The sequence below is a fragment of the Streptomyces sp. NPDC107538 genome (assembly GCF_055657445.1).
In genome coordinates this window covers 192965-212023 of record NZ_JBVKAY010000009.1, presented here as the reverse complement: position 1 = coordinate 212023, position 19059 = coordinate 192965, and the positions used below count along the sequence as shown (strand labels likewise).

General features: G+C 71.9%; 18 protein-coding genes. 6 read left to right on the top strand and 12 right to left on the bottom strand.

Features of this window, described 5'->3' with window-relative positions; genetic code table 11:
- Positions 1 to 41: 41 nt before the first annotated feature.
- From ACZ7MG_RS30055 to ACZ7MG_RS30045, 3 genes are all read right to left on the bottom strand, one after another.
- Positions 42 to 1055: a LacI family DNA-binding transcriptional regulator gene (locus ACZ7MG_RS30055; RefSeq protein ID WP_471392952.1), complete on the bottom strand. Its 1014-nt coding sequence runs from the start codon at positions 1053 to 1055 to the stop codon at positions 42 to 44.
- Positions 1052 to 3370 (bottom strand): alpha-xylosidase, encoded by a 2319-nt coding sequence (yicI, locus tag ACZ7MG_RS30050; protein WP_471392955.1) that lies wholly within the window; start codon positions 3368 to 3370, stop codon positions 1052 to 1054. The genes ACZ7MG_RS30055 and yicI overlap by 4 nt, the downstream gene beginning before the upstream one ends.
- 90 nt (positions 3371 to 3460) lie before the next feature.
- A complete protein-coding gene (locus tag ACZ7MG_RS30045; RefSeq protein ID WP_471392957.1) occupies positions 3461 to 4816 on the bottom strand; it encodes an MFS transporter in 1356 nt (451 codons plus the stop codon).
- An 83-nt stretch (positions 4817 to 4899) separates the two neighbouring features.
- Here ACZ7MG_RS30045 and ACZ7MG_RS30040 point away from each other — a divergent pair, with 83 nt between their 5' ends.
- The 5 genes from ACZ7MG_RS30040 (at position 4900) to ACZ7MG_RS30020 (ending at position 11633) form a co-directional block, all read left to right on the top strand.
- Complete coding sequence (locus ACZ7MG_RS30040; protein WP_471392960.1) at positions 4900 to 5874, top strand: LysR family transcriptional regulator; 975 nt, start codon at positions 4900 to 4902, stop codon at positions 5872 to 5874.
- Between the two features lie 372 nt (positions 5875 to 6246).
- Entirely contained in the window at positions 6247 to 7161 is a 915-nt protein-coding gene (locus tag ACZ7MG_RS30035) for a hypothetical protein (RefSeq protein ID WP_471392962.1), read from the top strand.
- Positions 7161 to 9500 (top strand): glycosyltransferase, encoded by a 2340-nt coding sequence (locus ACZ7MG_RS30030; RefSeq protein ID WP_471392965.1) that lies wholly within the window; start codon positions 7161 to 7163, stop codon positions 9498 to 9500. The genes ACZ7MG_RS30035 and ACZ7MG_RS30030 overlap by 1 nt, the downstream gene beginning before the upstream one ends.
- The gene (locus ACZ7MG_RS30025) at positions 9497 to 10666 is read left to right on the top strand and encodes an acyltransferase family protein (protein WP_471392967.1); all 1170 of its coding nucleotides are present in this window, start codon (positions 9497 to 9499) and stop codon (positions 10664 to 10666) included. The genes ACZ7MG_RS30030 and ACZ7MG_RS30025 overlap by 4 nt, the downstream gene beginning before the upstream one ends.
- A gap of 148 nt (positions 10667 to 10814) precedes the next feature.
- Positions 10815 to 11633, top strand: a complete 819-nt coding sequence (locus ACZ7MG_RS30020; protein ID WP_471392969.1) for a hypothetical protein — start codon at positions 10815 to 10817, stop codon at positions 11631 to 11633.
- Here ACZ7MG_RS30020 and ACZ7MG_RS30015 read toward each other — a convergent pair.
- Both ACZ7MG_RS30015 and ACZ7MG_RS30010 read right to left on the bottom strand, forming a co-directional pair.
- The gene (locus ACZ7MG_RS30015; protein WP_471392971.1) at positions 11609 to 11806 is read right to left on the bottom strand and encodes a DUF397 domain-containing protein; all 198 of its coding nucleotides are present in this window, start codon (positions 11804 to 11806) and stop codon (positions 11609 to 11611) included. The two genes, ACZ7MG_RS30020 and ACZ7MG_RS30015, sit on opposite strands and share 25 nt — an antisense overlap.
- A gap of 11 nt (positions 11807 to 11817) precedes the next feature.
- A complete protein-coding gene (locus tag ACZ7MG_RS30010; RefSeq protein WP_471392974.1) occupies positions 11818 to 12666 on the bottom strand; it encodes a helix-turn-helix domain-containing protein in 849 nt (282 codons plus the stop codon).
- Between the two features lie 221 nt (positions 12667 to 12887).
- On the opposite strand from ACZ7MG_RS30010, the gene ACZ7MG_RS30005 reads away from it, so the two are divergent.
- Positions 12888 to 13355: an ATP-binding protein gene (locus ACZ7MG_RS30005; protein WP_471392977.1), complete on the top strand. Its 468-nt coding sequence runs from the start codon at positions 12888 to 12890 to the stop codon at positions 13353 to 13355.
- Between the two features lie 49 nt (positions 13356 to 13404).
- On the opposite strand, the gene ACZ7MG_RS30000 is transcribed toward ACZ7MG_RS30005, so the two are convergent.
- The 7 genes from ACZ7MG_RS30000 to ACZ7MG_RS29970 form a co-directional block, all read right to left on the bottom strand.
- The gene (locus ACZ7MG_RS30000; protein ID WP_471392980.1) at positions 13405 to 13665 is read right to left on the bottom strand and encodes a hypothetical protein; all 261 of its coding nucleotides are present in this window, start codon (positions 13663 to 13665) and stop codon (positions 13405 to 13407) included.
- On the bottom strand, positions 13652 to 13885 hold the full coding sequence (locus tag ACZ7MG_RS29995; RefSeq protein ID WP_471392983.1) for a hypothetical protein: 234 nt from the start codon (positions 13883 to 13885) through the stop codon (positions 13652 to 13654). The genes ACZ7MG_RS30000 and ACZ7MG_RS29995 overlap by 14 nt, the downstream gene beginning before the upstream one ends.
- 15 nt (positions 13886 to 13900) lie before the next feature.
- The gene (locus tag ACZ7MG_RS29990) at positions 13901 to 14770 is read right to left on the bottom strand and encodes a peptidoglycan-binding protein (RefSeq protein WP_471392985.1); all 870 of its coding nucleotides are present in this window, start codon (positions 14768 to 14770) and stop codon (positions 13901 to 13903) included.
- A 99-nt stretch (positions 14771 to 14869) separates the two neighbouring features.
- Positions 14870 to 15523, bottom strand: coding sequence for a hypothetical protein (locus ACZ7MG_RS29985; RefSeq protein ID WP_471392987.1), 654 nt, complete (start codon positions 15521 to 15523; stop codon positions 14870 to 14872).
- A complete protein-coding gene (locus tag ACZ7MG_RS29980; RefSeq protein ID WP_471392989.1) occupies positions 15520 to 15795 on the bottom strand; it encodes a hypothetical protein in 276 nt (91 codons plus the stop codon). The genes ACZ7MG_RS29985 and ACZ7MG_RS29980 overlap by 4 nt, the downstream gene beginning before the upstream one ends.
- Positions 15788 to 18148: a hypothetical protein gene (locus ACZ7MG_RS29975; protein WP_471392991.1), complete on the bottom strand. Its 2361-nt coding sequence runs from the start codon at positions 18146 to 18148 to the stop codon at positions 15788 to 15790. The genes ACZ7MG_RS29980 and ACZ7MG_RS29975 overlap by 8 nt, the downstream gene beginning before the upstream one ends.
- Positions 18135 to 18974 (bottom strand): hypothetical protein, encoded by an 840-nt coding sequence (locus ACZ7MG_RS29970; RefSeq protein WP_471392993.1) that lies wholly within the window; start codon positions 18972 to 18974, stop codon positions 18135 to 18137. The genes ACZ7MG_RS29975 and ACZ7MG_RS29970 overlap by 14 nt, the downstream gene beginning before the upstream one ends.
- Between the last annotated feature and the right edge of the window lie 85 nt (positions 18975 to 19059).

Below are 19059 nucleotides of genomic sequence, written 5' to 3'. Positions count from 1 at the left end.
AAGGCCCCGCTGCCGTACGGCAGCGGGGCCTTCGTCATGTCTCACCCGGCGGCCCGGCGGGCCGTGCTCGCGCGGACCGTCAGTCGCGGTGGGAGGAGGGTGGACCCGGGTACGGGGGCGCCGTCCAGTTTCCTCATCAGGAGCGCGACCGCCTGGTCGCCGATCTCCGTCGCCGGGATGGCGATCGAGGTGAGGGGGACGCGCAGGCCCGTGGCGTGGGTGTCCGGGCAGAGGGCCGTGAGGGAGAGGTCGGCCGGGACGCGCAGGCCCAGCTGTTCGAAGGCGTCGACCAGGGGGCCCAGGATCGCCTCGTTGTGGATCACCACACCGGTCAGGGCCGGCTGTTCGCGCAGCAGGCGTTCCGCCACGGCGCGGGCCGCCGCCGGGGTGGCCTCGCAGGGGTGGACCGTGGAGGACATGCCGTTGCGGGTGGCGGCGGAGGTGAAGCCCTGGACGACCCGCTGGGCGAAGGAGGTCCGGCGGACGTAGACCTCGGGCGGGGAGCCGATCAGCCCCACCACACGGTGGCCCAGACCGGCGAGATGCTCCACGCACAGCTCGCCCGCCGTCCTGAAGTCCAGGTCGATGCAGGTCAGACCGGTGGGGTCGGCCGGGAAACCGATCAGCACCGAGGGCCGGTCCAGGGCGCGCAGCAACGGCAGCCTGGGGTCGTGGAGTTGGACGTCCATCACGATCAGCGCGTCCACCAGGGCCGAGTCGACCACCCGCCGCAGCCCCTCCTCGCCCTCCTCCTGCGTCAACAGCAGGACATCGTGGTCGTGTTCACGGGCCGAGGTGACCGCCGAGACCGCGAACTGCATCACCACCGGCACCTCGATGCCCGGTCGTAAGGGCACGACCATCGCCAGCACGTTCGATTTGCGGCCGGCCAGGGCGCGGGCGCCCGCGTGCGGACGGTAGCCCAGCTCTCGGATGGACGCCTCGACCCGGGCCCGCGTCTCCGCCGAGATCGGCCGCTTGCCGCTCAGCGCGTAGGAGACGGTGCTCGGGGAGACACCCGCGTGCCGGGCCACATCCGTGATCTTGACCGTCACACCGACCTCATTCCCGGGGGATCCGACTCCCCGTCCAGGTTCATCGTGAGAAAGCCCGTGCCCGCCGCCGCGCGGACCTCCCGCCCGTCGGCCGCCAGGCCCCACGGCGCCCTCGGGGCGTCGCACGAGGCCCGCAGTACGTTCCCCTCCCGGACGACCGTGAAGGTCACGTCGGCCACCGGTACCGTCACCCGGTCGCCGTGGGCGAGGCGGTACGCGTGCAGGGTGACGTCGTCGGCGTGGTCGTAGTCCGGGCGGTCCGTGACCGCGCCGACCGGGACGACCGCGCCGGGGCGGACCAGCAGGGGCACGCTGTGGAAGTCGTGGCGCTCACGGACCCAGCGGGGGCCGGTGACCGTACCGCCGTCACCGTTCCCGTCACCGTTGCCGTCGCCGCCGTCCGGGAAGCGGGTCCAGGTTCCCTCGGGGACGTAGTACGTGACGTCGCCCTCGTCGCTGAGGACGGGGGCCACGAGGAGGTCCGGGCCGAGCATGTACTGCCGTTCCAGATGCGCGCAGCCGGGGTCGTCCGGGAACTCCAGCACCATCGCCCGCATCACCGGCACGCCCTCGGTGTGCGCCGTGCGCGCGGCCCCGTACAGGTAGGGCATCAGGCTCAGCTTGAGCCGGGTGAACCTCCGCAGGACGTCCACCGATTCGTCGTCGAAGAGCCAGGGGACCCGGTACGACGACGAGCCGTGCAGGCGGCTGTGGGAGGAGAGCAGACCGAAGGCGATCCACCGTTTGAAGAGTGCGGGCGTCGGGGTGCCCTCGAAGCCGCCGATGTCATGGCTCCAGAACCCGAAGCCCGACAGCCCCAGGGAGAGCCCGCCGCGCAGCGACTCGGCCATCGCCTCGTACGTCGACTCGCAGTCGCCGCCCCAGTGCACGGGGAAGCGCTGCCCGCCGGCCGTCGCCGAGCGGGCGAAGAGCACCGCCTCGCCCTCGCCCCGGTGTTTGCGCAGGACGTCGAAGACCGTGCGGTTGTAGAGGTGGGTGTAGTAGTTGTGCATCCGCTCCGGGTCCGTGCCGTCGGACCAGGCCACGTCCAGGGGCACCCGCTCCCCGAAGTCGGTCTTGAAGCAGTCGACGCCCTGGGCGAGCAGCGCCTCCAGCTTCGACGCGTACCACTCGCGGGCCGCCGGGCTGGTGAAGTCGACCAGCGCCATACCGGGCTGCCACAGGTCCCACTGCCACACGTCGCCGCCCGGCCGGCGCAGCAGATGACCGAGGGCCTTCCCCTCCGCGAAGAGCGGGGAGCGCTGGGCGATGTACGGGTTGATCCACACGGAGATCCGCAGGCCCCGGCGTTTGAGGCGGGCCAGCATGCCTTCCGGGTCCGGGAAGACACGGGCGTCCCAGGTGAAGTCGCACCACTGGAACTCGCGCATCCAGAAGCAGTCGAAGTGGAAGACGGAGAGGGGCAGCCGGCGTTCCCGCATGCCCTCGATGAAGGAGGTCACCGTCTCCTCGTCGTAGGAGGTGGTGAAGGAGGTCGACAGCCACAGGCCGAACGACCAGGCGGGCGGCAGCGCCGGGCGGCCGGTGAGGGCCGTGTACTTGCGGAGGATCTCCTTCGGGGTGGGGCCGTAGACGACGTAGTACGTCAACCGCTGGGTCTCCGCGCTGAACTGGACCTTCGACACGGCCTCCGAGCCGACCTCGAAGGAGACCTTGCCGGGGTGGTCGACGAAGACGCCGTAGCCCGCGTCGGTGAGATAGAACGGCACGTTCTTGTAGGCCTGTTCGGTGGCCGTGCCGCCGTCGGCGTTCCAGATGTCCACCACCTGGCCGTTCTTGACCAGCGGGCCGAAGCGTTCGCCGAGGCCGTAGACGGAGGTGCCGACGCCGAGGGCGAGCTGTTCGCGGAGGTGGTGGGCGCCGGACGCCTCGCGCATGATGCCCATCGACTTCGGGCCGCTGGAGGTGAGGGTGCGGCCGTGGGCGAGGAAGTCGACCTGCCAGGGGCCGGTGCGGGCGACACGGACCGACAGGTCCCCGGCGGTGAGGGTGGCGTGGTCGTCGTCGTAGGAGGTGTGCGGGGTGAACTCCTGGGTGGCCAGCTCGAATCGGGGGCCGCGCGGCCGTTCGCCCTCGAAGTGGGTGAAGGTGACGCCGATGACGTCGGGCATCGGGGCGTGGGCGTCGATCGTCACGACCGGTCCCTTCAGCAGGTCGCCGCGGTGGCGGACGGGCCGGGTGGGGGCGTGGATCCGCAGGGTGCCGCCGTCCGTGGCGGTGACGTCGAGGACCTCGGCCGGATACGCCGCGGTGACGCCCTCGCGGAGCAGCCAGTAGCCGTCGGTGAACTTCATGGGGGAGTCCTCCCGGCCGCGGCGGTCGAATCGTTTCGACGAGGAGTGTCGAAGCGCTTCGACGGAAGGTAGGGGTGAGGTGACGGTGCGTCAATGGGTGGGACGGGAATTCGTGCGGTGTTCGACGGGGCGGACGGGTGGGTGTCGGAGGGTGGTGGGCAGCGAGGCGATCAGGAGTGCGAGTGCCGCGGCGGCCACCGGGACCGCGAAGCCCGTGGTGCCGGTACCGGCGGTCGCGCTGGATCCCGGGCCGTGTTCCGCCACCCAGCCGCCCAGGGCCGAGCCGGCCGCTATCCCGCCGAGGAGGCCGGTCACCGCGAGGGTCATGCCCTCGTTCAACTGGCCCTCGGGGGTGCGCTGTTGGACCAGTGACATGGCGGTGACCATCGTGGGGGCGGTGGCCATGCCGGCGAGGAGGAGGGCCGGGGCGAGCAGCACGAGCGAGCCGGTGGTGGTGGCGGCCAGCCAGGGGAGGGTCATCAGGGCGGTCATCGCTGCCAGACAGCGGCGGAAGCGGCGCTCGGCGGGGCCCGTCACCCGGAGCGCGCCGTAGGCGAGGCCCGCCGCGCAGGAACCGGCCGCCTGGAGGCCGAGGATCGCACCGGCCGCGGAGGCGTGGCCCCGGGCGTCGGCGTAGGCGACGGTGACGACCTCCAGGGAGCCGAAGACCGCGCCGGTGGCGAGGAAGACGGTGAGGAGGGGCGGGAGGCCCGGGCTGCGGAGGGGGGACCTCGTGGTCGTACGGCCGGTGGGCGGTGGCTCGGTGGCGCGCTGGGCGGCGAGGACCAGGACGCCGGTCATGCAGAGGAGGCCGCCGATCAGGGTGCCGGCCTCGGGGAACAGGGTGGTGCACAGGAAGGCGGCGGCGACCGGGCCGAGCATGAAGCAGAGCTCGTCCACCGCCTGTTCGAAGGAGTTGGCGGTGTGCAGGGCGGCCGGGTCGTCCTTCAGCAGGTGGGCCCAGCGGGCGCGGGCCATACCGCCGGTGTTGGGGGTCGTGGCGGTGGCCGCGTAGGAGGCGAACAGGGTCCAGTCGGGGGCGTTCCAGTGGACGCAGGCGATCAGGGAGAGGGTGCCGAGGAGGGCGGCGGCGGTGGCGGGTACGGCGATCCTGGCCTGGCCGTGGCGGTCCACCAGGCGGGCGGTCCAGGGGGCGACGAGGGCGGTGGCGGCGAGGCCGGTCGCCACGACGGCGCCTGCGAGGGCGTAGGAGTCTCGGGAGCGGGAGATCATCAGGATGGCGCTGATGCCGAACATTCCCATGGGGAGGCGGGACAGTAGGGCGCCGGCGGTGAAGGCGCGGGTGCCGGGGTGGTGGAACAGGGCGCGGTAGGGGTTGGGGGTGGTTGTGCGTCGGCGGGTGCGGGTGGAGTGTGGCTGGTCGCGCAGTTCCCCGCGCCCCTTGAAAGCAGGGGCTGCGCCCCTGCGGCTTCTTGTGAGCGGCATGGTTCAAGCCTCGCCGCGCTCAAGATCCACCGTCCAACACCTGCTCCGTCGTCATTCACGCGCTCCGGTTGTAAATTCGCCGGATGGTCAGTGCGTCGTATGCCGTTGATCCGCGGCTGCTTCAGGGGTTTCTCGCTGTTGCCGAGGAGTTGCACTTCACTCGGGCCGCCGCTCGGCTTCATGTCGCTCAGCAGGCGTTGAGCCGGGATGTGCGGCGGCTGGAGCGGGAGTTGGGGGTGGAGCTGTTCGTGCGGAGCACCCGGCAGGTGGGGTTGACGGGGGACGGGGAGCGGCTGGTGCCCCATGCGCGGCGGGTGCTGGAGGCGCAGGAGGAGTTGGTGGCCGCGTTCCGGCAGGCGCGGCCCCTGCTGGTGGATCTGAACTCGCCGGGGCTGGCCACGGGGGCGCGGGTGCTGCGGCGGGCCCGGGAGATCGTGCCCGAGCTGGAGCTGATGGCGCGGTACGAGAGCGGGCTGACGTACGCGGCGGCCGAGATCCTCGCGGGGCGGCTGGACGTGTCGTTCGGCAGGTTCGCGGGGCTCGAACCCGGGGTGCGGGCGGGGCTCGCGCAGCAGCCGGTGCGGTACGAGCCGATGACGGTGATCCTGCCCGAGGACCACCGGCTGGCCGCGCTGGACGCCGTACCGCTGGCGGAACTCGCCGGCGAGCGGGTGTACGCGGGCGCCGGGAACCCCCGTACGCCGGAGTGGACGGAGCTGGCGGCGCGGCTGTTCGAGGGGCGGGGGATCGAGGTCGCGGCGCCCGCCCCGCTGGCCGTGGGGGAGGAGGAGTTCCGGCGGATCATGGCGAAGACCAGGTCGCCGGTGCTGGCGGTGGTGGACTTCCCGGCCATGCCGGGCACGGTGGCGCGGCCGATCGTCGACCCCGTCCCGCTGTCGCCCGTGTCGCTGGTGTGGCGGAAGGGGCTCAGGCATCCCGGACTCGACGCGTTGCGGCGGGCCGCCGTCGAGCTGGCGAAGGCGGAAGTATGGCTATCACATCCGGAGGACGGGTGGATTCCGGCCAGAGATGCACTCATCATGATGACCTTCACCTGACATCCCACACGTAGACATCTCTCCCACCCCTACATTCGGGGCCCGGGTGCGTGTGAGGGGCGGAGCGCCCCGGATCGGGTGGGGGCCCGGTCCGGTACAGGAAAGTGCGACCGCCCGGCATCGAACACGCACCCGGAACGATCCCGTGGGGGGAAGTGCGTGCACGTCGAGAACTGGCCCAACGGCAGTCGGCCGGAGGGCATTCAGCCGCAGGGCTCTGTCCCGCAGGGCTTGGAGTCGCAGGGCTTCGAGCCGCAGGGCTTGGAGTCGCAGGGCTTCGAGCCGCAGGGCTTCGGGTCGCGAGGCTTGTCGCAGCGGACCGGTGGCGAAGGTGAAGGCCCCGGTCGAGGCCGTGGTGGTGGCGGCAGGGGCATGGGGGGCGAGGTGGTCTGGCCCGAGGCCGCCGGCAGAACGGGAGCGGTACCGCGGCAGCCGGGGGCCGTTCCGGCGGCGCCCTGGGAGCAGCCCGATCAGCCGGGCCGTAATCACGATCCGCACGAGGTGACCGTGCAACTCGACGGTGTGGGGCGCGAAGTGGACGAGGGAACGGGCCGGCACGCCGGCAAGGACGGCGACGCGGCCGGTGCCGGGCAGGACTCCGACGGGCCGGTGTTCGTCGACGAGTCGGGCCGGCGCCGGAACCTCTACCGCAAGCTCGGTATCGCCGTGGGCACCGCCTGCGCCGCGTACGCCGTGGTCATCGTCGGCACCCTGGTGTCCGGCAACTCGGACGCGCCCTGGCTGCCGGTGCCGATGCAGAAGGACGACAAGCCGGCGGGCAAGGTGGACACGCCTCCGCTGCCGGACGAGTCGGAGGACCGGACCGACGAGGCCGACGGCTTCGTACCGGACTCCGGTCCGGGCGGGGGTCGTACGGGGGCCTCGTCCTCGCCCGGCGGCAAGTCGCCGACCGGCTCCTCGGGCCGGGCCAAGCAGCCGGAGAAGTCCGCGAGCGCCGAGCCGTCGGCCCGGCCCAGCGCCGGTGCGACGCCGGGGCCGAAGCCGACCACCGGGGTGAAGGACCCGGAGCCGTCCGCCTCGACGCCCGAGCCGCCGAAGGTCGACCCCAGCCCCTCGGCCTCGCCGCCCGCCTCGCCCACGCCCTCCGAGACCGGGTCCGCCGGCCCCGCTCCGGGCTCCGGCGGCTCGGACAACGTCGCCGGCGGACCGGCGTCCCCGGCGCCCGTCCAGACCGTCGAGCCCGCGCCGTCCACACCGGACGGCTCGCCGAGCGCGCAGGAGCCGTCGGGCCCGTCGAGCCCGCAGAACCCGGAGAGCCCCGCCTGATGACCCGCTCCAAGCGCGGCGGCACGCCCTCGCGTGCCGCCGCCGGCCGCCGTACCCGCACCCCGCGTTCGACGCCCGCCACCGAGGGTGGCCCCACCGGCAGTCCGTCCGGCGACACCACCGGCAGTCCGGTGGGCGGCTCCGCGAAGCGTTCGCGCAAGAGCGCGAAGAAGCGATCCGGACGGCGTCGGGTGCCGTTGCGCCAGGTGCTGCCCTGTGTGCTGCTGCTCGCCCTGATGGCCATGCTGATGCTGCGCGGATACGTGCACAGCGAGATCCTCGCGGACCACCGGGTCGGGCCGCTCGTCTCGAACGACCGGGTGCCGAAGAAGATACTGAAGGGCGGGCCCGTGATCGACACCCGCTCCGGGCGGCAGCTCGCCCTCGACGTCCCTGACTACGAGCTGGTGCTGACCTTCGACGACGGGCCGGACCCCAAGTGGACCCCCAAGGTCCTCGACATGCTGAAGAAGCACGACGCCAAGGCCGTCTTCTTCATCACCGGCACCATGGCCTCCCGCTACCCGGACCTGGTCCAGCGGATGGTCGACGAGGGCCACGAGATCGGCCTGCACACCTTCAACCACCCTGATCTCTCGCTCCAGTCCAAGGACCGCATCGACTGGGAGCTGTCCCAGAACCAGCTCGCCCTCGCGGGCGCGGCCGGCATCCGGACCTCGCTGTTCCGGCCGCCGTACTCGTCGTTCTCGGCGCGCATGGACAACCGGACCTGGCCGGTGACGCAGTACATCGGCAACCGCGGCTACATCACCGTCGTCAGCGACACCGACAGCCAGGACTGGAAGCGGCCGGGGGTCGACGAGATCATCCGCCGGTCCACGCCCGAGCGCGGTGAGGGCGCGATCGTGCTGATGCACGACTCCGGCGGCGACCGCGCGCAGACCGTCGCCGCGCTGGACCGGTACATCGCCGGGCTCCAGGTCAAGGGCTACAAGTTCGACACCCTGACCGGCGCCCTGAAGGCCCCCAGCGCGCACACCCGGGTCACCGGCCTCGGCCTGGTGAAGGGCAAGGTGTGGGTGACGCTGGTGCAGGTCTCCGAGAAGACGACGAGCGTGCTCGTCGTCGCCCTCGCGGTCGTCGGTGTCCTCGTCCTGGCCCGCTTCGGTCTGATGCTGGTCCTGTCGCTCGTCCACGCCCGCAAGGTCAGGCGGCGCGGCTTCCGCTGGGGGCCGGACGGGCCCGTCACCGAACCGGTGTCGGTGCTCGTCCCGGCGTACAACGAGGCCAAGTGCATCGAGAAGACGGTCCGTTCGCTGGTGGCGAGCGACCATCCCATCGAGGTGCTGGTCATCGACGACGGCTCCAGCGACGGCACGGCGGGCATCGTCGAGGAACTGGGCAAGGACCTGCCGGGCGTCCGTGTCGTACGGCAGCTCAACGCGGGCAAGCCCGCCGCCCTCAACCGGGGCATCGCCAACGCGCGGCACGAGATCATCGTCATGATGGACGGCGACACGGTCTTCGAGCCGTCCACCGTCCGTGAGCTGGTCCAGCCCTTCGCCGACCCCCGTGTCGGCGCGGTCGCGGGCAACGCCAAGGTCGGCAACCGGGACACCATGATCGGGGCCTGGCAGCACATCGAGTACGTGATGGGCTTCAACCTCGACCGCCGGATGTACGACGTCCTGCGCTGTATGCCGACGATCCCCGGCGCGGTCGGGGCGTTCCGCCGCACGGCCCTCGAACGCGTCGGGGGGATGAGCGAGGACACGCTCGCCGAGGACACCGACATCACCATGGCCATGCACCGCGACGGCTGGCACGTCGTCTACGCCGAGAACGCGCGCGCCTGGACCGAGGCCCCGGAATCCGTCCAGCAGCTGTGGTCCCAGCGCTACCGCTGGTCGTACGGCACGATGCAGGCGATCTGGAAGCACCGGGGCTCCCTCTTCGACCGGGGCGCCTCCGGCCGCTTCGGCCGTGTGGGCCTGCCGCTGGTCTCCCTCTTCATGGTCGTGGCGCCCCTGCTGGCCCCGCTCATCGACGTGTTCCTGCTCTACGGGCTGGTCTTCGGGCCGACCGAGAAGACGATCGGCGCCTGGCTGGGCGTGCTGGCCGTCCAAGTGGTGTGCGCGGCACTGGCGTTCCGCCTCGACAAGGAACGCATGACCCATCTGATCTCGCTCCCGCTCCAGCAGATCCTGTACCGCCAGCTCATGTACGTCGTGCTGCTCCAGTCGTGGATCACCGCCCTCACCGGCGGCCGGCTGCGCTGGCAGAAGCTGCGGCGGACGGGGGCGGTGGGGCTGCCGGGCGCGCCGCAGGAGCCGTCACTGCCCAAGCAGCAGTCGGGCGAGCGGAGGCCGGTCGGATGAGCACGCTGACGCAGGACTCCGCGCCCCAGACCCCGTCGGCCCCTCAAGTCGCGGGCCGGGACCGGTACTTCGACCTCCTCCGGGGCCTCGCCATCTTCCGGGTGGTGCTCTACCATCTCGCCGGCTGGAGCTGGCTGCCGCTCGTCTTCCCGTCCATGGGCGTGATGTTCGCGCTCGGCGGCAACCTCATGGCGCGCTCGCTCAAGCGTCCGGCGGCGGACGTCATCAGGGGCCGGCTGCGCCGGCTGCTGCCGCCGGTGTGGCTGCTGGGCGTCGTCGGCGTGACGGGGATGCTGCTCCAGGGCTGGGGCCCGGACCCGTACTGGCATCCCCTGTGGTGGTGGTTCCACCTCGCGTTCTGGATCTTCCCGATCAGCGAACCGCCGTACGCCGACGGCCTGCCCGGCGTCCAGGGCCTCATCGGCGCCGACTGGGCCGTACAACTGGCCGGACCCCTCTGGTACGTCCGCACGTACATCTGGTTCGTCGTGCTCTCCCCGCTGCTGCTGCGCGCGCTGCGGAAGCTGCCGGTGGTGACGGTCCTCGCGCCGCTCGCGCTGGCCGGACTGTTCGAGCTGGGCCTGGTGGAGCTGCTGCCGGGCGAGCGGCTCGCCTCGGGGCTGACGGACTTCACCACCTTCGGCGCCTGCTGGATCCTCGGCATGGCCCACCGGGAGGGCATCCTGCAGCGCCTCCCGAGGTACGTCGTGCCGTCCGTGGCCCCGGTCATCGCCCTGGTCGGCCTCTGGTACGCGCTGCGCCACGACTACGGCCAGGACCACGACCTCGACGACATGCCGTTCGCCCAGTCCCTGTGGTCCGTCGCCGTGGTGGCGCTGCTGCTGCACTTCAGCCCGTCGTGGGCGGAGTGGCCGCCCCGGCTGCGGCGCTTCGACGGGGTGATCACCTTCCTCAACTCCCGTGCGGTGACGATCTATCTCTGGCACACCACCTGCATCGTGATCGCCTCGACCCAGTGGGACCGGCTGTGGGACGTGGCGTTCCTGGAACAGAACACCCCCTGGCTCCTGGAGAGCGTCTGGCCGGTGCTGGTCCTGACCTGGCTGCTGGTCGTCGCCTGCGTCGTCGCGTTCGGCTGGGCGGAGGATCTGGCGGCGCGGCGCAGGCCGCGGCTGTGGCCGGGCCGTCGGGCATCGGTCCGGTGACGGCTGTCGTGTACTGACCTGGTAACCAACCGGGATACGCACTTGCGTACGACTGAGTGCGTGGTGGATGTTGGGCTCGCTTGAGGCAGGTGTCCCGCGCACGTCTCGCCTCGCCTCGCCGAAGCGACTCAAGGAGTGACACCCGCCGATGACTCAGCCTCCCGGCCAGCCGCCCTACGACGGGTACGGCGCCCAGCCGCCGCAGCAGCCGCCGTACCCGGGGCCGTATCCGGGGTCCTACCCGGCCCCGGCCCCGGGCCAGGTCCCCGGCCAGCCGCCGAACCCGTACGCGACGGCACCGCAGCAGCCGTACGGGGCGCCGGGTGCGCCGGGGGCTCCTGGCGCGCCCAACTATGGTCCCCAGTACGGGGGTTACCCGCCGCCGCCCCCGCCCTCCGGTGGTAACGGAGGCAAAGTCGCGCTGATCGTCGTGGCCGCGGTGGCGGCGCTCGCGGTGATCGGCGGGGGCGTCTTCCTGCTCGCGAGTAATTCGGACGACTCGGACACGGCCAAGCCCGGGCCGAGCGTGTCGGCGTCGGCGAGCGATTCCGGGAGCCCGTCCGAGGAAGCGTCGGACGAGGCCACGGAGGAGGCCACCGACACCCCCGACGGCGGTCTGGACGACGGCGGTTCGAGCGTCGCGCCCGCCAAGGGCGTCGAGGGCCAGTGGCAGGACGACGAGGCCCGCACCCTGACGATCGGCGCCGAGCAGACCGCCGGCGAGGCCAAGGGTCAGCACCCGCTGTCGTACATCGACATGGTCGGCGGCAAGGGCATCATGACCGGCGTCGGCAAGTACCGCGACGACAACAACTTCCGCATGGCCCTCACCCCCATGGCCTCCAAGGACGTCAGCGACGACGACATCACCTTCGCCACGGTCCGCCGCTCCGGCAACGACGTCGTCATCACCTGGGAAGAGGGCGGCACGGACACGCTCAGCTATGTAGGGGAGTCGTCGAGCTGACCTCTCTTGAGGGTGCGTATGAGGGAGTGGAGGGGGCGCGGTGTGGTGGTGAGAGTGGTGGCGGGTTCGTCGCTCTCACGGAGGAGTATGTGTCCGGTGGGGGCGGCGGCGAGGTTGACGCAGTTGGAGGCGTCGCCGCTGTAGGTGGACTTCTGCCAGTGGATGGTGGGCATGCCGGGGCCTCTCAGAGGTCGTGCGCGATGCGGTGGATGAAGTCGCGCGATGCTTCGGGGCTCAATGCGCTCACCTCCATGTGATCCACCACCGCTCGGTACTTGCTCAACTGGGCCTCGCCGTCGAGGAACTCGCAGCCGTGATGTGCGTCCAGTTGCACGGTGTCGAGTTGGCGTACCGCTCCCGCCACGTAGTCGATGCCCTGGCCGGTGCCGTGGAAGCTCTCCCTGCCGAAGGGGATGACCCGGACGGTGACATGGGCGAGTTCGCTCGTGTCCACGATGTGCCGGAGTTGCTTGGCGGCCACGTCTCGGCCGCCGAACCCCATTCTCAGCGCCGCCTCGTGGATCGTCGCCGTGTACGGAATGGGGTCCGCCCGGTGGAGGAGGCCCTGCCGCTTGATGCGGTGGGTGAGCCGGTGCTCGATCTCGTACTGCTGCAGGGGAGGGAACACCCCTCGGAAGAGGGCGCGGGCATGGTCCGTGGTCTGCAGGAGCGCGGGGATGTGAATGACCAGGGCCACACGCAACTCGGCGGCGTAGTGCTCCAGTTCGGCCAGGTCGATCAGGCCGACCGGCAGGTGCTCCCGGTACTCGTCCCACCAGCCGCGTGTGCGGCCGCCGGTCATCGCCGCCAAGGCGTCCACGAGTGCCGGGTCGGCGCAGCTGTACGTGCGGGCGAAGGTGCGCACGCGGTCGGCGCTCACGGCGTAGCGGCCGGACTCGATGCTGCTGATCTGCGCCTGCTTGACACCGAGCAGCCCTGCGGCGGCGCTGGACGTCAGCCCCGCGTGCTCCCTCAGTTTGCGCAGTTCGGCACCCAGGCGCTGCTGGCGCAGGGTGGGTGTGCTGGGCGGCACTGGGCCCTCTCTCGTCTATGCCATGCCTCTGTGGTCACCCACAGGAGGTAATTGTGAACTCTGGCGCTCGATCGATGTTAATTCTTACATCGCCTCCGCTACGGTGAAGCCGTACCGCTCAACTCGCCCCGCCCATAAGCCGGAAGCGCACCTCCCCAGGCATGCCACCGCTGGGCCACGGCCGTTGAGTGAACCGACTCCTCTCCCTCCCGGAGGTATCCGTGGTCACCGTATCGCCGCTCGACTCCCCTTCGCCGCCGTGCTGGGACTACGTCCTGCGCCTGCCCCGGGACCCGCGGGCCGCCCGCGTCGCCCGGCTGACCGTGCGGGCCGCGCTCACCACGCACGGGATGGGGGAACTCCTCGACGTCACCGAGCTGTTGACCTGCGAGCTGGTCACCAACGCGTACCGGCACACCTACGGGCCGTCCTCCCTGCGTCTGGTCGCGCTCGGAGACGACTGGCTGAGGGTCTTCGTCTGGGACTCCAGCCCGCACGTCCCGCCCCCACCCCCGCCCCCCTCCCCGACGGCCGCCGAGGGTGGACGCGGTCTCCTCCTGGTCGAGCGGTGCGCCGATCGGTGGGGGTGCTGGCCGATGGAGGGCGGGAGCCTCGGGACCGGGGGAGGGAAGCTGATGTGGTTCGAGCTGGGCGGGACGGGGGGCCAGCCCTCGCGTGCAGCCGTCTGATCACAGGATGGCCAGTAGCACGAATTCGTTCAGGCTGATGGGAGTCCGGCTAACGCGATGTCGTCGCCGACCAGAGAGTGACCGCCAGCGCCGCGCACGACGTCAGGGCGGCCAGGGACGGGAGGGGCCAGCGGGAGCGTTCCAGGGTGTCGAGGCGGTCCTCGTGGTCGGAGAGGGTTTTGTCCGTCTGGTCGGCTCGTTGGAGGAGGAGGGCGAGGTCGCCGCGGGTGGTGGCGAAGCCTACGTCCACGGCGCGGCGCAGGCGTTCCAACTCCAGGGCGACCGTGGCCCGTTCGTCACTGCTCACCATCGGCGCTCCCTTCCGGCCCGGCCTTGAGCCACGGGGGGAGCAGGCGTTCCACCGCCGGCAGGGACATCAGCCGGCTCAGTGCCGTCGCCGCTGCCACGAGGGTGGCGTAGAAGGGGAGTTCGGCCACCCCGGGGGTGTCGGCCAGCAGGGGCAGGGCGGTCGCCACCGCCAACAGCGCCTGGAACGCCGTACGCAGTGCTCTGCGGTTCGAGTCGGTCATGGTGCACGGGTCCTTTCAGGTGCGGGGGACGCGGAGCTTCGCCCAGCTCGTGGCGCCCGGGATGCCGTCCGCGTCGGTGCCGGAGTAGCCGAGCTTGTGCTGCCAGGCGGCGTACGAGCGGCGGTCGGCGCCGGTCCAGGACGGGCCGGGGCCCACCTCGTACCGGCCGCAGCCCTCGGCGACCAGCCGCCTGCCCATGGCGGTGACGATCGCGCTGCGGCGGCCGGTGGTGAAGAACGCGGCCCCCGGGAAGGGTTCGTAGGAGACCGGGGCCGGGTTCGTCTGGGTGCCTCCGGTCGGGGGCGCGGCCAGGCGGGTCGCGATTCTCGTGCGCATGCCCGCCATCGAGAACGTCGGGTCGATCTTGCGGGTCGTCCACTCCTTGTGGCCGATGACCCGGCCCGCGCTCCAGCCGTGGGCGCGGCACACCGCCGCCGCTACCTTCTCCACGGCCGCCAGCTGGGCGTCGGGGTACGGGTCGCGGCCGTTGCCGAGGTTCTCGATCTCGAAGCCGTAGAAGTGGGCGTTGCCGTCGACCGCGTCCGCGCCGGGGCGGGAGGGGATCGTCGTCGTGTTCCGTACGGCGTTGTAGGTGGCCGTCGCGCCGCGGCCGGCGTGGTTGGTGCGGCCGTAGCCGACCAGGTGGACCGTGCCGTCCTTCGCGATGACCGCGATGCACAGGGGGCCGGGGAGGTTCGTCATGCCGGTGCGGCACAGGGCGACGCTGTTCGAGCCGGCCGTGTGGTGCAGCATGACGCCCTGCGCCGGGCCCCAGGCGCCGACGCCGTTGCGGTTGTGGGTGGACCAGGCGCCGTGCTTCTTGAGCGTGACGCCTTCGGCGCGCAGGGCCGCCTCGAACGCGGCGGCGGAAAGGGGTGTGGCCATGGGGTCGGGTCCTTTCGGGCATATGCGGAAGCCCCGGTGCGCCGCGCGGAGCGAGAGCGGCGTACCGGGGCTTCCGTGAACGGGATCAGTGCATCGGCTTCAGTGGATCGGGTCGACCCTGATGAAGCGGTTGTCGTAGGCGACCGTGTTGGCGGGGGTGGCGACGGACGACCAGTAGGTCGGGGTCGCCGAGTACACCGTGCCCGGGGTGAGACCCGTGACTAGGAACTGGCTGGAGACCGAGGAACGGTCGGTGTTGTAGACGTTCGCCGCCCGGTCGATGGTGGACGCCAGGTACACCGAGGCGTCCGAGACCTTTTTGATCGTCGCGCCCATGTACCCGTTGGCGGCGACCGAGTTGTGCATCCAGCAGCCCACGGTGACGATCACCCGGCCCGTCGGGGGCGCCGTGAACGCGGCCACCACCGGGTCACCGGTCGCGCCCGACAGGGTCTCGGCCGGGGTCGTGGACGCCGTCGTACCGGCGTCGTTGTTGAAGAGGAACACCGGGACGGCGGCCACCGGCAGCCACCCCGCGCCGGTGTAGTGGGTGAGCTGGCCGGGGGTGTCGAGCCAGGCGACCATCCCGCGGACGGGGGTGGTGACCGCCGCGTCGCGGGCGGCGGCGGTCGCGTACTGCAGGATCGTGCGGCCGTCCACGGCCTCCGCCAGGGACCGGACGTGCAGGGGGATGTCGGCCGTGTCCGTGGGCTGGGGGTAGGGGAGGCTGTTGAGGGGTGTGTAGGCGGTCATGCCGTCTCCGTCTCCGTTTCGGGTTCCGTCTCGGTCGCGCGTTCCGTGTCGCCTTCCGTGCCCGCCGGGCCGGTCGCGGGCGTCGGCTCGGCGGCGACCTCCTCGGGCTCGGTCGGAGGCTCGGGGGTCTCCGGCTCGTCCGGCTGCTCCTCCGGCTCACCCGGGTCCGGCACGGTCACCGTCACCTCGGCGGGCCAGGCGATGCCCGGCCCGGGGGTGGAGTCGTCGACCGGCTCCGGCTCCGGCGTGGGCTCCGGTGTCGTCTCAGACATACGCGGACTCCTTGATCTCGCCGTAGGTGAACCCGGCGGCGGTGAGCGCGCCCAGGGTCGGGAAGGCCGCCGTGACCTGCGCGTACGTCGACAGGGTGACCACGACCGGGTCGGCCGGGGCGTCCGGGGTGAGACCGGTGTCGGACGGGGTCCCGTTGGGCTGGGTTCCGCGCAGGGTGAGCGTCTGGCGTACGCCACCGTCCGCGGCGGCCGTGGTGTTCACGCCGATCACCCAGGCCAGGGTGTCCAGCCGGGTGCCCGAGGTGTCGGTGAGCCGGACGACGTCGCCGAGCTGCACGCGCGGGTCGTACAGCACCTCGACGTCGCCGATGACCGGCACCGGGAGGAGCCCGGCGTCGTAGAGCGCGTCGGCGATGTCCTGGGCCGCGGCCAGGTCCTGGATCCAGTCCGTGGTCTCTCCGGTGTGCTCCTGACGGCCGTAGAACCGCTCGCTGTCGGTGCCCGGCGTGTAGGCCGTGGCCGGCCGTTCGACGGGGTCGGCCTTCGGCTTCAGGGTCATCAGGAAGACGGACGGGGTGCCGGTCTTGGTGGCCGTGTAGAGCGGCTGGGCGGTGCGGTTGCTGAACCGTACGACCAGATAGCCGTCCTCACGGCGGGTCAGTACGTCGACCGCGCCCTTGACCGCCGTCGTACCGGCCGCGGTGGTCGCGAAGCGGACCTGGGAGCCCGCGGTGACCACCGAGTCGTCGTCCGAGGTGGGCGGGCCGATGTCGAACTCCTCCTCCGCCATCACGTACGACACGGTCAGCGTGCCGTTCGCCGGGATCTTGCGGACGACGGTGTCGGTGTACGTGGTGCCGGCCGCGGCTCCGAAGTCCTCCCACACCTTGGCGGGCTGGACGACGTAGTTGCGGCAGGCGTCGATCTCCTCCGTGAGGGTGAGCGAGGCGATGTCCCGCACCGAGGTGAGCGTGAGGTCGGCCTCGGTGGGCGGCTCGCTGAACCGGGTGTGGTTCCGCCACCGGAAGATCCCGCGCTCATCGAACTCGGCCGTCGACATACCGGCCTTGGCGATCTGCCCGATGGCCTCCCACTGCGACCCGGAGACCCGGGGGATCGCGTACAGCGGGAGGATCGCGTCGTCGAGTTCGGCGCCCTTGGTCCAGGTGCCGGTCTGCGCGAAGACCGCCGACGTGGGCATGCCGGACAGCCCGCCGGTGAGCTGGACACCCTCCACGGCCATGTCGGTGGTGAGCTTCAACTCCCGCAGCTCGGAAGCGTATTGCAGCCCATAGGTCTCGACGTACGTGCCGACGCCGCCCAGGTAGTGGGTGCCGTCGGGGCCGGTCAGCCGGGGCTGCACGGTCGGGTAGACCGAGCTGCCGGTGGAGCCGGTGGTGTCGAACAGGGCGCCGATGTGCCACGGGCCCTTGAGACCGCGCACTCCGGGCCAGTACCACTGGAAGTACCAGTAGGCGCCGTCGACGGTCGCCGAGACCATCCGTACGGTGCCCTCCGCGAAGTTGACCTCCATGCGCAGCGAGCCGCGCGCGGTGCCGGTGCGGTCCAGGAGGAGTTCCAGGGTGACCGTGTCGCCGGGGCCGAGGGCGGGGTTGACCCAGGCCTCCGCGAACAGCCTGGTGCCGGGCACGGTGACCCGGGAGCGCGGGAACCAGCTCGCGGTGACACCGGTCTGCTTCGGCAGCAGCGCCATCTCGTGCGGGGCACCGTCCCGGGTCCAGGCGTACGACGACGCGGCCGGCAGCGCCTCCGGCTGGCCGTACGGCGCGGCGAAGCCGCCGTGCAGACTCGCGTGGACCAGCGTGAGGGGCTGCCCCTCGACGAAGCCGGGGTAGCGGGCCGGCGGGGCGGTGAGCACGCCCGCCTGGCGCAACAGCTCGTCCACGCACCAGGTGGCGGTGGCGACCGGCCGCCCGTAGTTGAACCCGGCGTACGGCTTGGGCAGTTGGGCCGGGCCGCGCAGGCGCTCGGCGCCGTCGAGCGCCGTGAGCTGCACCGTGTCGGTGCCGGCCTGCGCCGAGCGGGAGCGGACGGTGCCTCGGAAGGCCGGCAGGGTGGTCGTGCCGACCCCGCCCCGGTGCACCACGGACTGCCCCGGGCGGGCGAGGTCGCCGGTGGTGTGCAGCGCCCAGGGGGCGTACAGCTCGGGCGCCGACACCCCGCCCTGGCCGGACAGCTGCACCTGGAGCTGGGCGGCGGACGAGCCGGAGAAGGCCCGCATCGCGGCCGGCAGGTCGGTCGCGTACGTCCGCTCCAGCTGCCACGACTGGACCTGCGCGGAGACGTCCCGGCCGCCGAGCCGGGTGGTGTGGGTGGTGGTGCGGGCACCGGCCGCGAGGGCGGTTTCGGTGGCGTCGTCAGCCTGCTGCACCGGACACCTCCACGAGGTCGAGGCTGAAATTGCGGAACGGGAGCGGGCGGCCGGGCGTGTCGCTGTACCCGGTCACGGCCATCGGCGGCAGCCCGTCGCCCGGGACGCCGTCCGCCGCCGTACCGCCGTACGTGAGGCAGGCACCGGCGAGGGAGTACGTGCCCGCCGTGCCCGGCTTGCAGGTGGGCGTGACGAACGCGGCGCCGGCCGGGACGGTGCCCGTGACCAGGGGGCCGGTGGCGGAGACCGTGCTGAGGTAGCTGCCGGTGGGCCCCTTGAAGTCCAGGCCGACGCTCTCCGTGGCGAGCGCGGCGAGCGCGGTCGGCGCCTGGAACGAGACCTGGAGGCCGGGGGCGACCGGGAAGTTGCCGACGGTGCCGGCGCAGCGCCAGGCCAGCGCGCTGTTGACGTCCGCCGCGGTGAAGGTGAACGTGCCGGGGGCCGTGAGGCTCTCGGTGACCGCGCCGGTCGAGGTGGTGAACCACTGGGCGAGCCCGGTGATGTCGGTGGCCTTGGCCGCGCCCCGGCCGAGGGCCTGACCGGCGGTGAGGACGTTGCCGGAGGCCGGGTCCACGAGGAACACGGTCGGCGCGAGCGAGCTGTCCACGCGCCGGGCGATCCGGTCGAGCGCGCGGGCGTGCGCCGGCGGCAGCAGGTCCCAGGCCAGCTTGATACGGCGTACGGGCGCGAGGTTGCGGGTGACGGTGACGCGGCCGCCGAGCGACTTGAACTCGCTGACGCCCAGGTCGGCGGTGCGGTCGAAGGACTTGGCTGCCTGATCGATCTCGTACATGGAACCGGGCGGGCCGATCCACAGGTTTCCCATGATGTCCCCTGGTCTTCCTTGGTGTTGGCGTACGCGGGCATGAAAAAGCCGACGGCGCGGATCGCGGACCGTCGACGGTGAAGGC

Bases quoted from the DNA above. Each gene is read 5' to 3' on its own strand.
- yicI (WP_471392955.1), bottom strand. From the start codon at position 3,370: ATGAAGTTCACCGACGGCTACTGGCTGCTCCGCGAGGGCGTCACCGCG.
- ACZ7MG_RS30045 (WP_471392957.1), bottom strand. From the start codon at position 4,816: ATGCCGCTCACAAGAAGCCGCAGGGGCGCAGCCCCTGCTTTCAAGGGG.
- ACZ7MG_RS30040 (WP_471392960.1), top strand. From the start codon at position 4,900: ATGGTCAGTGCGTCGTATGCCGTTGATCCGCGGCTGCTTCAGGGGTTT.
- ACZ7MG_RS30035 (WP_471392962.1), top strand. From the start codon at position 6,247: ATGGGGGGCGAGGTGGTCTGGCCCGAGGCCGCCGGCAGAACGGGAGCG.
- ACZ7MG_RS30030 (WP_471392965.1), top strand. From the start codon at position 7,161: ATGACCCGCTCCAAGCGCGGCGGCACGCCCTCGCGTGCCGCCGCCGGC.
- ACZ7MG_RS30025 (WP_471392967.1), top strand. From the start codon at position 9,497: ATGAGCACGCTGACGCAGGACTCCGCGCCCCAGACCCCGTCGGCCCCT.
- ACZ7MG_RS30020 (WP_471392969.1), top strand. From the start codon at position 10,815: ATGACTCAGCCTCCCGGCCAGCCGCCCTACGACGGGTACGGCGCCCAG.
- ACZ7MG_RS30015 (WP_471392971.1), bottom strand. From the start codon at position 11,806: ATGCCCACCATCCACTGGCAGAAGTCCACCTACAGCGGCGACGCCTCC.
- ACZ7MG_RS30000 (WP_471392980.1), bottom strand. From the start codon at position 13,665: ATGGTGAGCAGTGACGAACGGGCCACGGTCGCCCTGGAGTTGGAACGC.
- ACZ7MG_RS29995 (WP_471392983.1), bottom strand. From the start codon at position 13,885: ATGACCGACTCGAACCGCAGAGCACTGCGTACGGCGTTCCAGGCGCTG.
- ACZ7MG_RS29990 (WP_471392985.1), bottom strand. From the start codon at position 14,770: ATGGCCACACCCCTTTCCGCCGCCGCGTTCGAGGCGGCCCTGCGCGCC.
- ACZ7MG_RS29985 (WP_471392987.1), bottom strand. From the start codon at position 15,523: ATGACCGCCTACACACCCCTCAACAGCCTCCCCTACCCCCAGCCCACG.
- ACZ7MG_RS29980 (WP_471392989.1), bottom strand. From the start codon at position 15,795: ATGTCTGAGACGACACCGGAGCCCACGCCGGAGCCGGAGCCGGTCGAC.
- ACZ7MG_RS29970 (WP_471392993.1), bottom strand. From the start codon at position 18,974: ATGGGAAACCTGTGGATCGGCCCGCCCGGTTCCATGTACGAGATCGAT.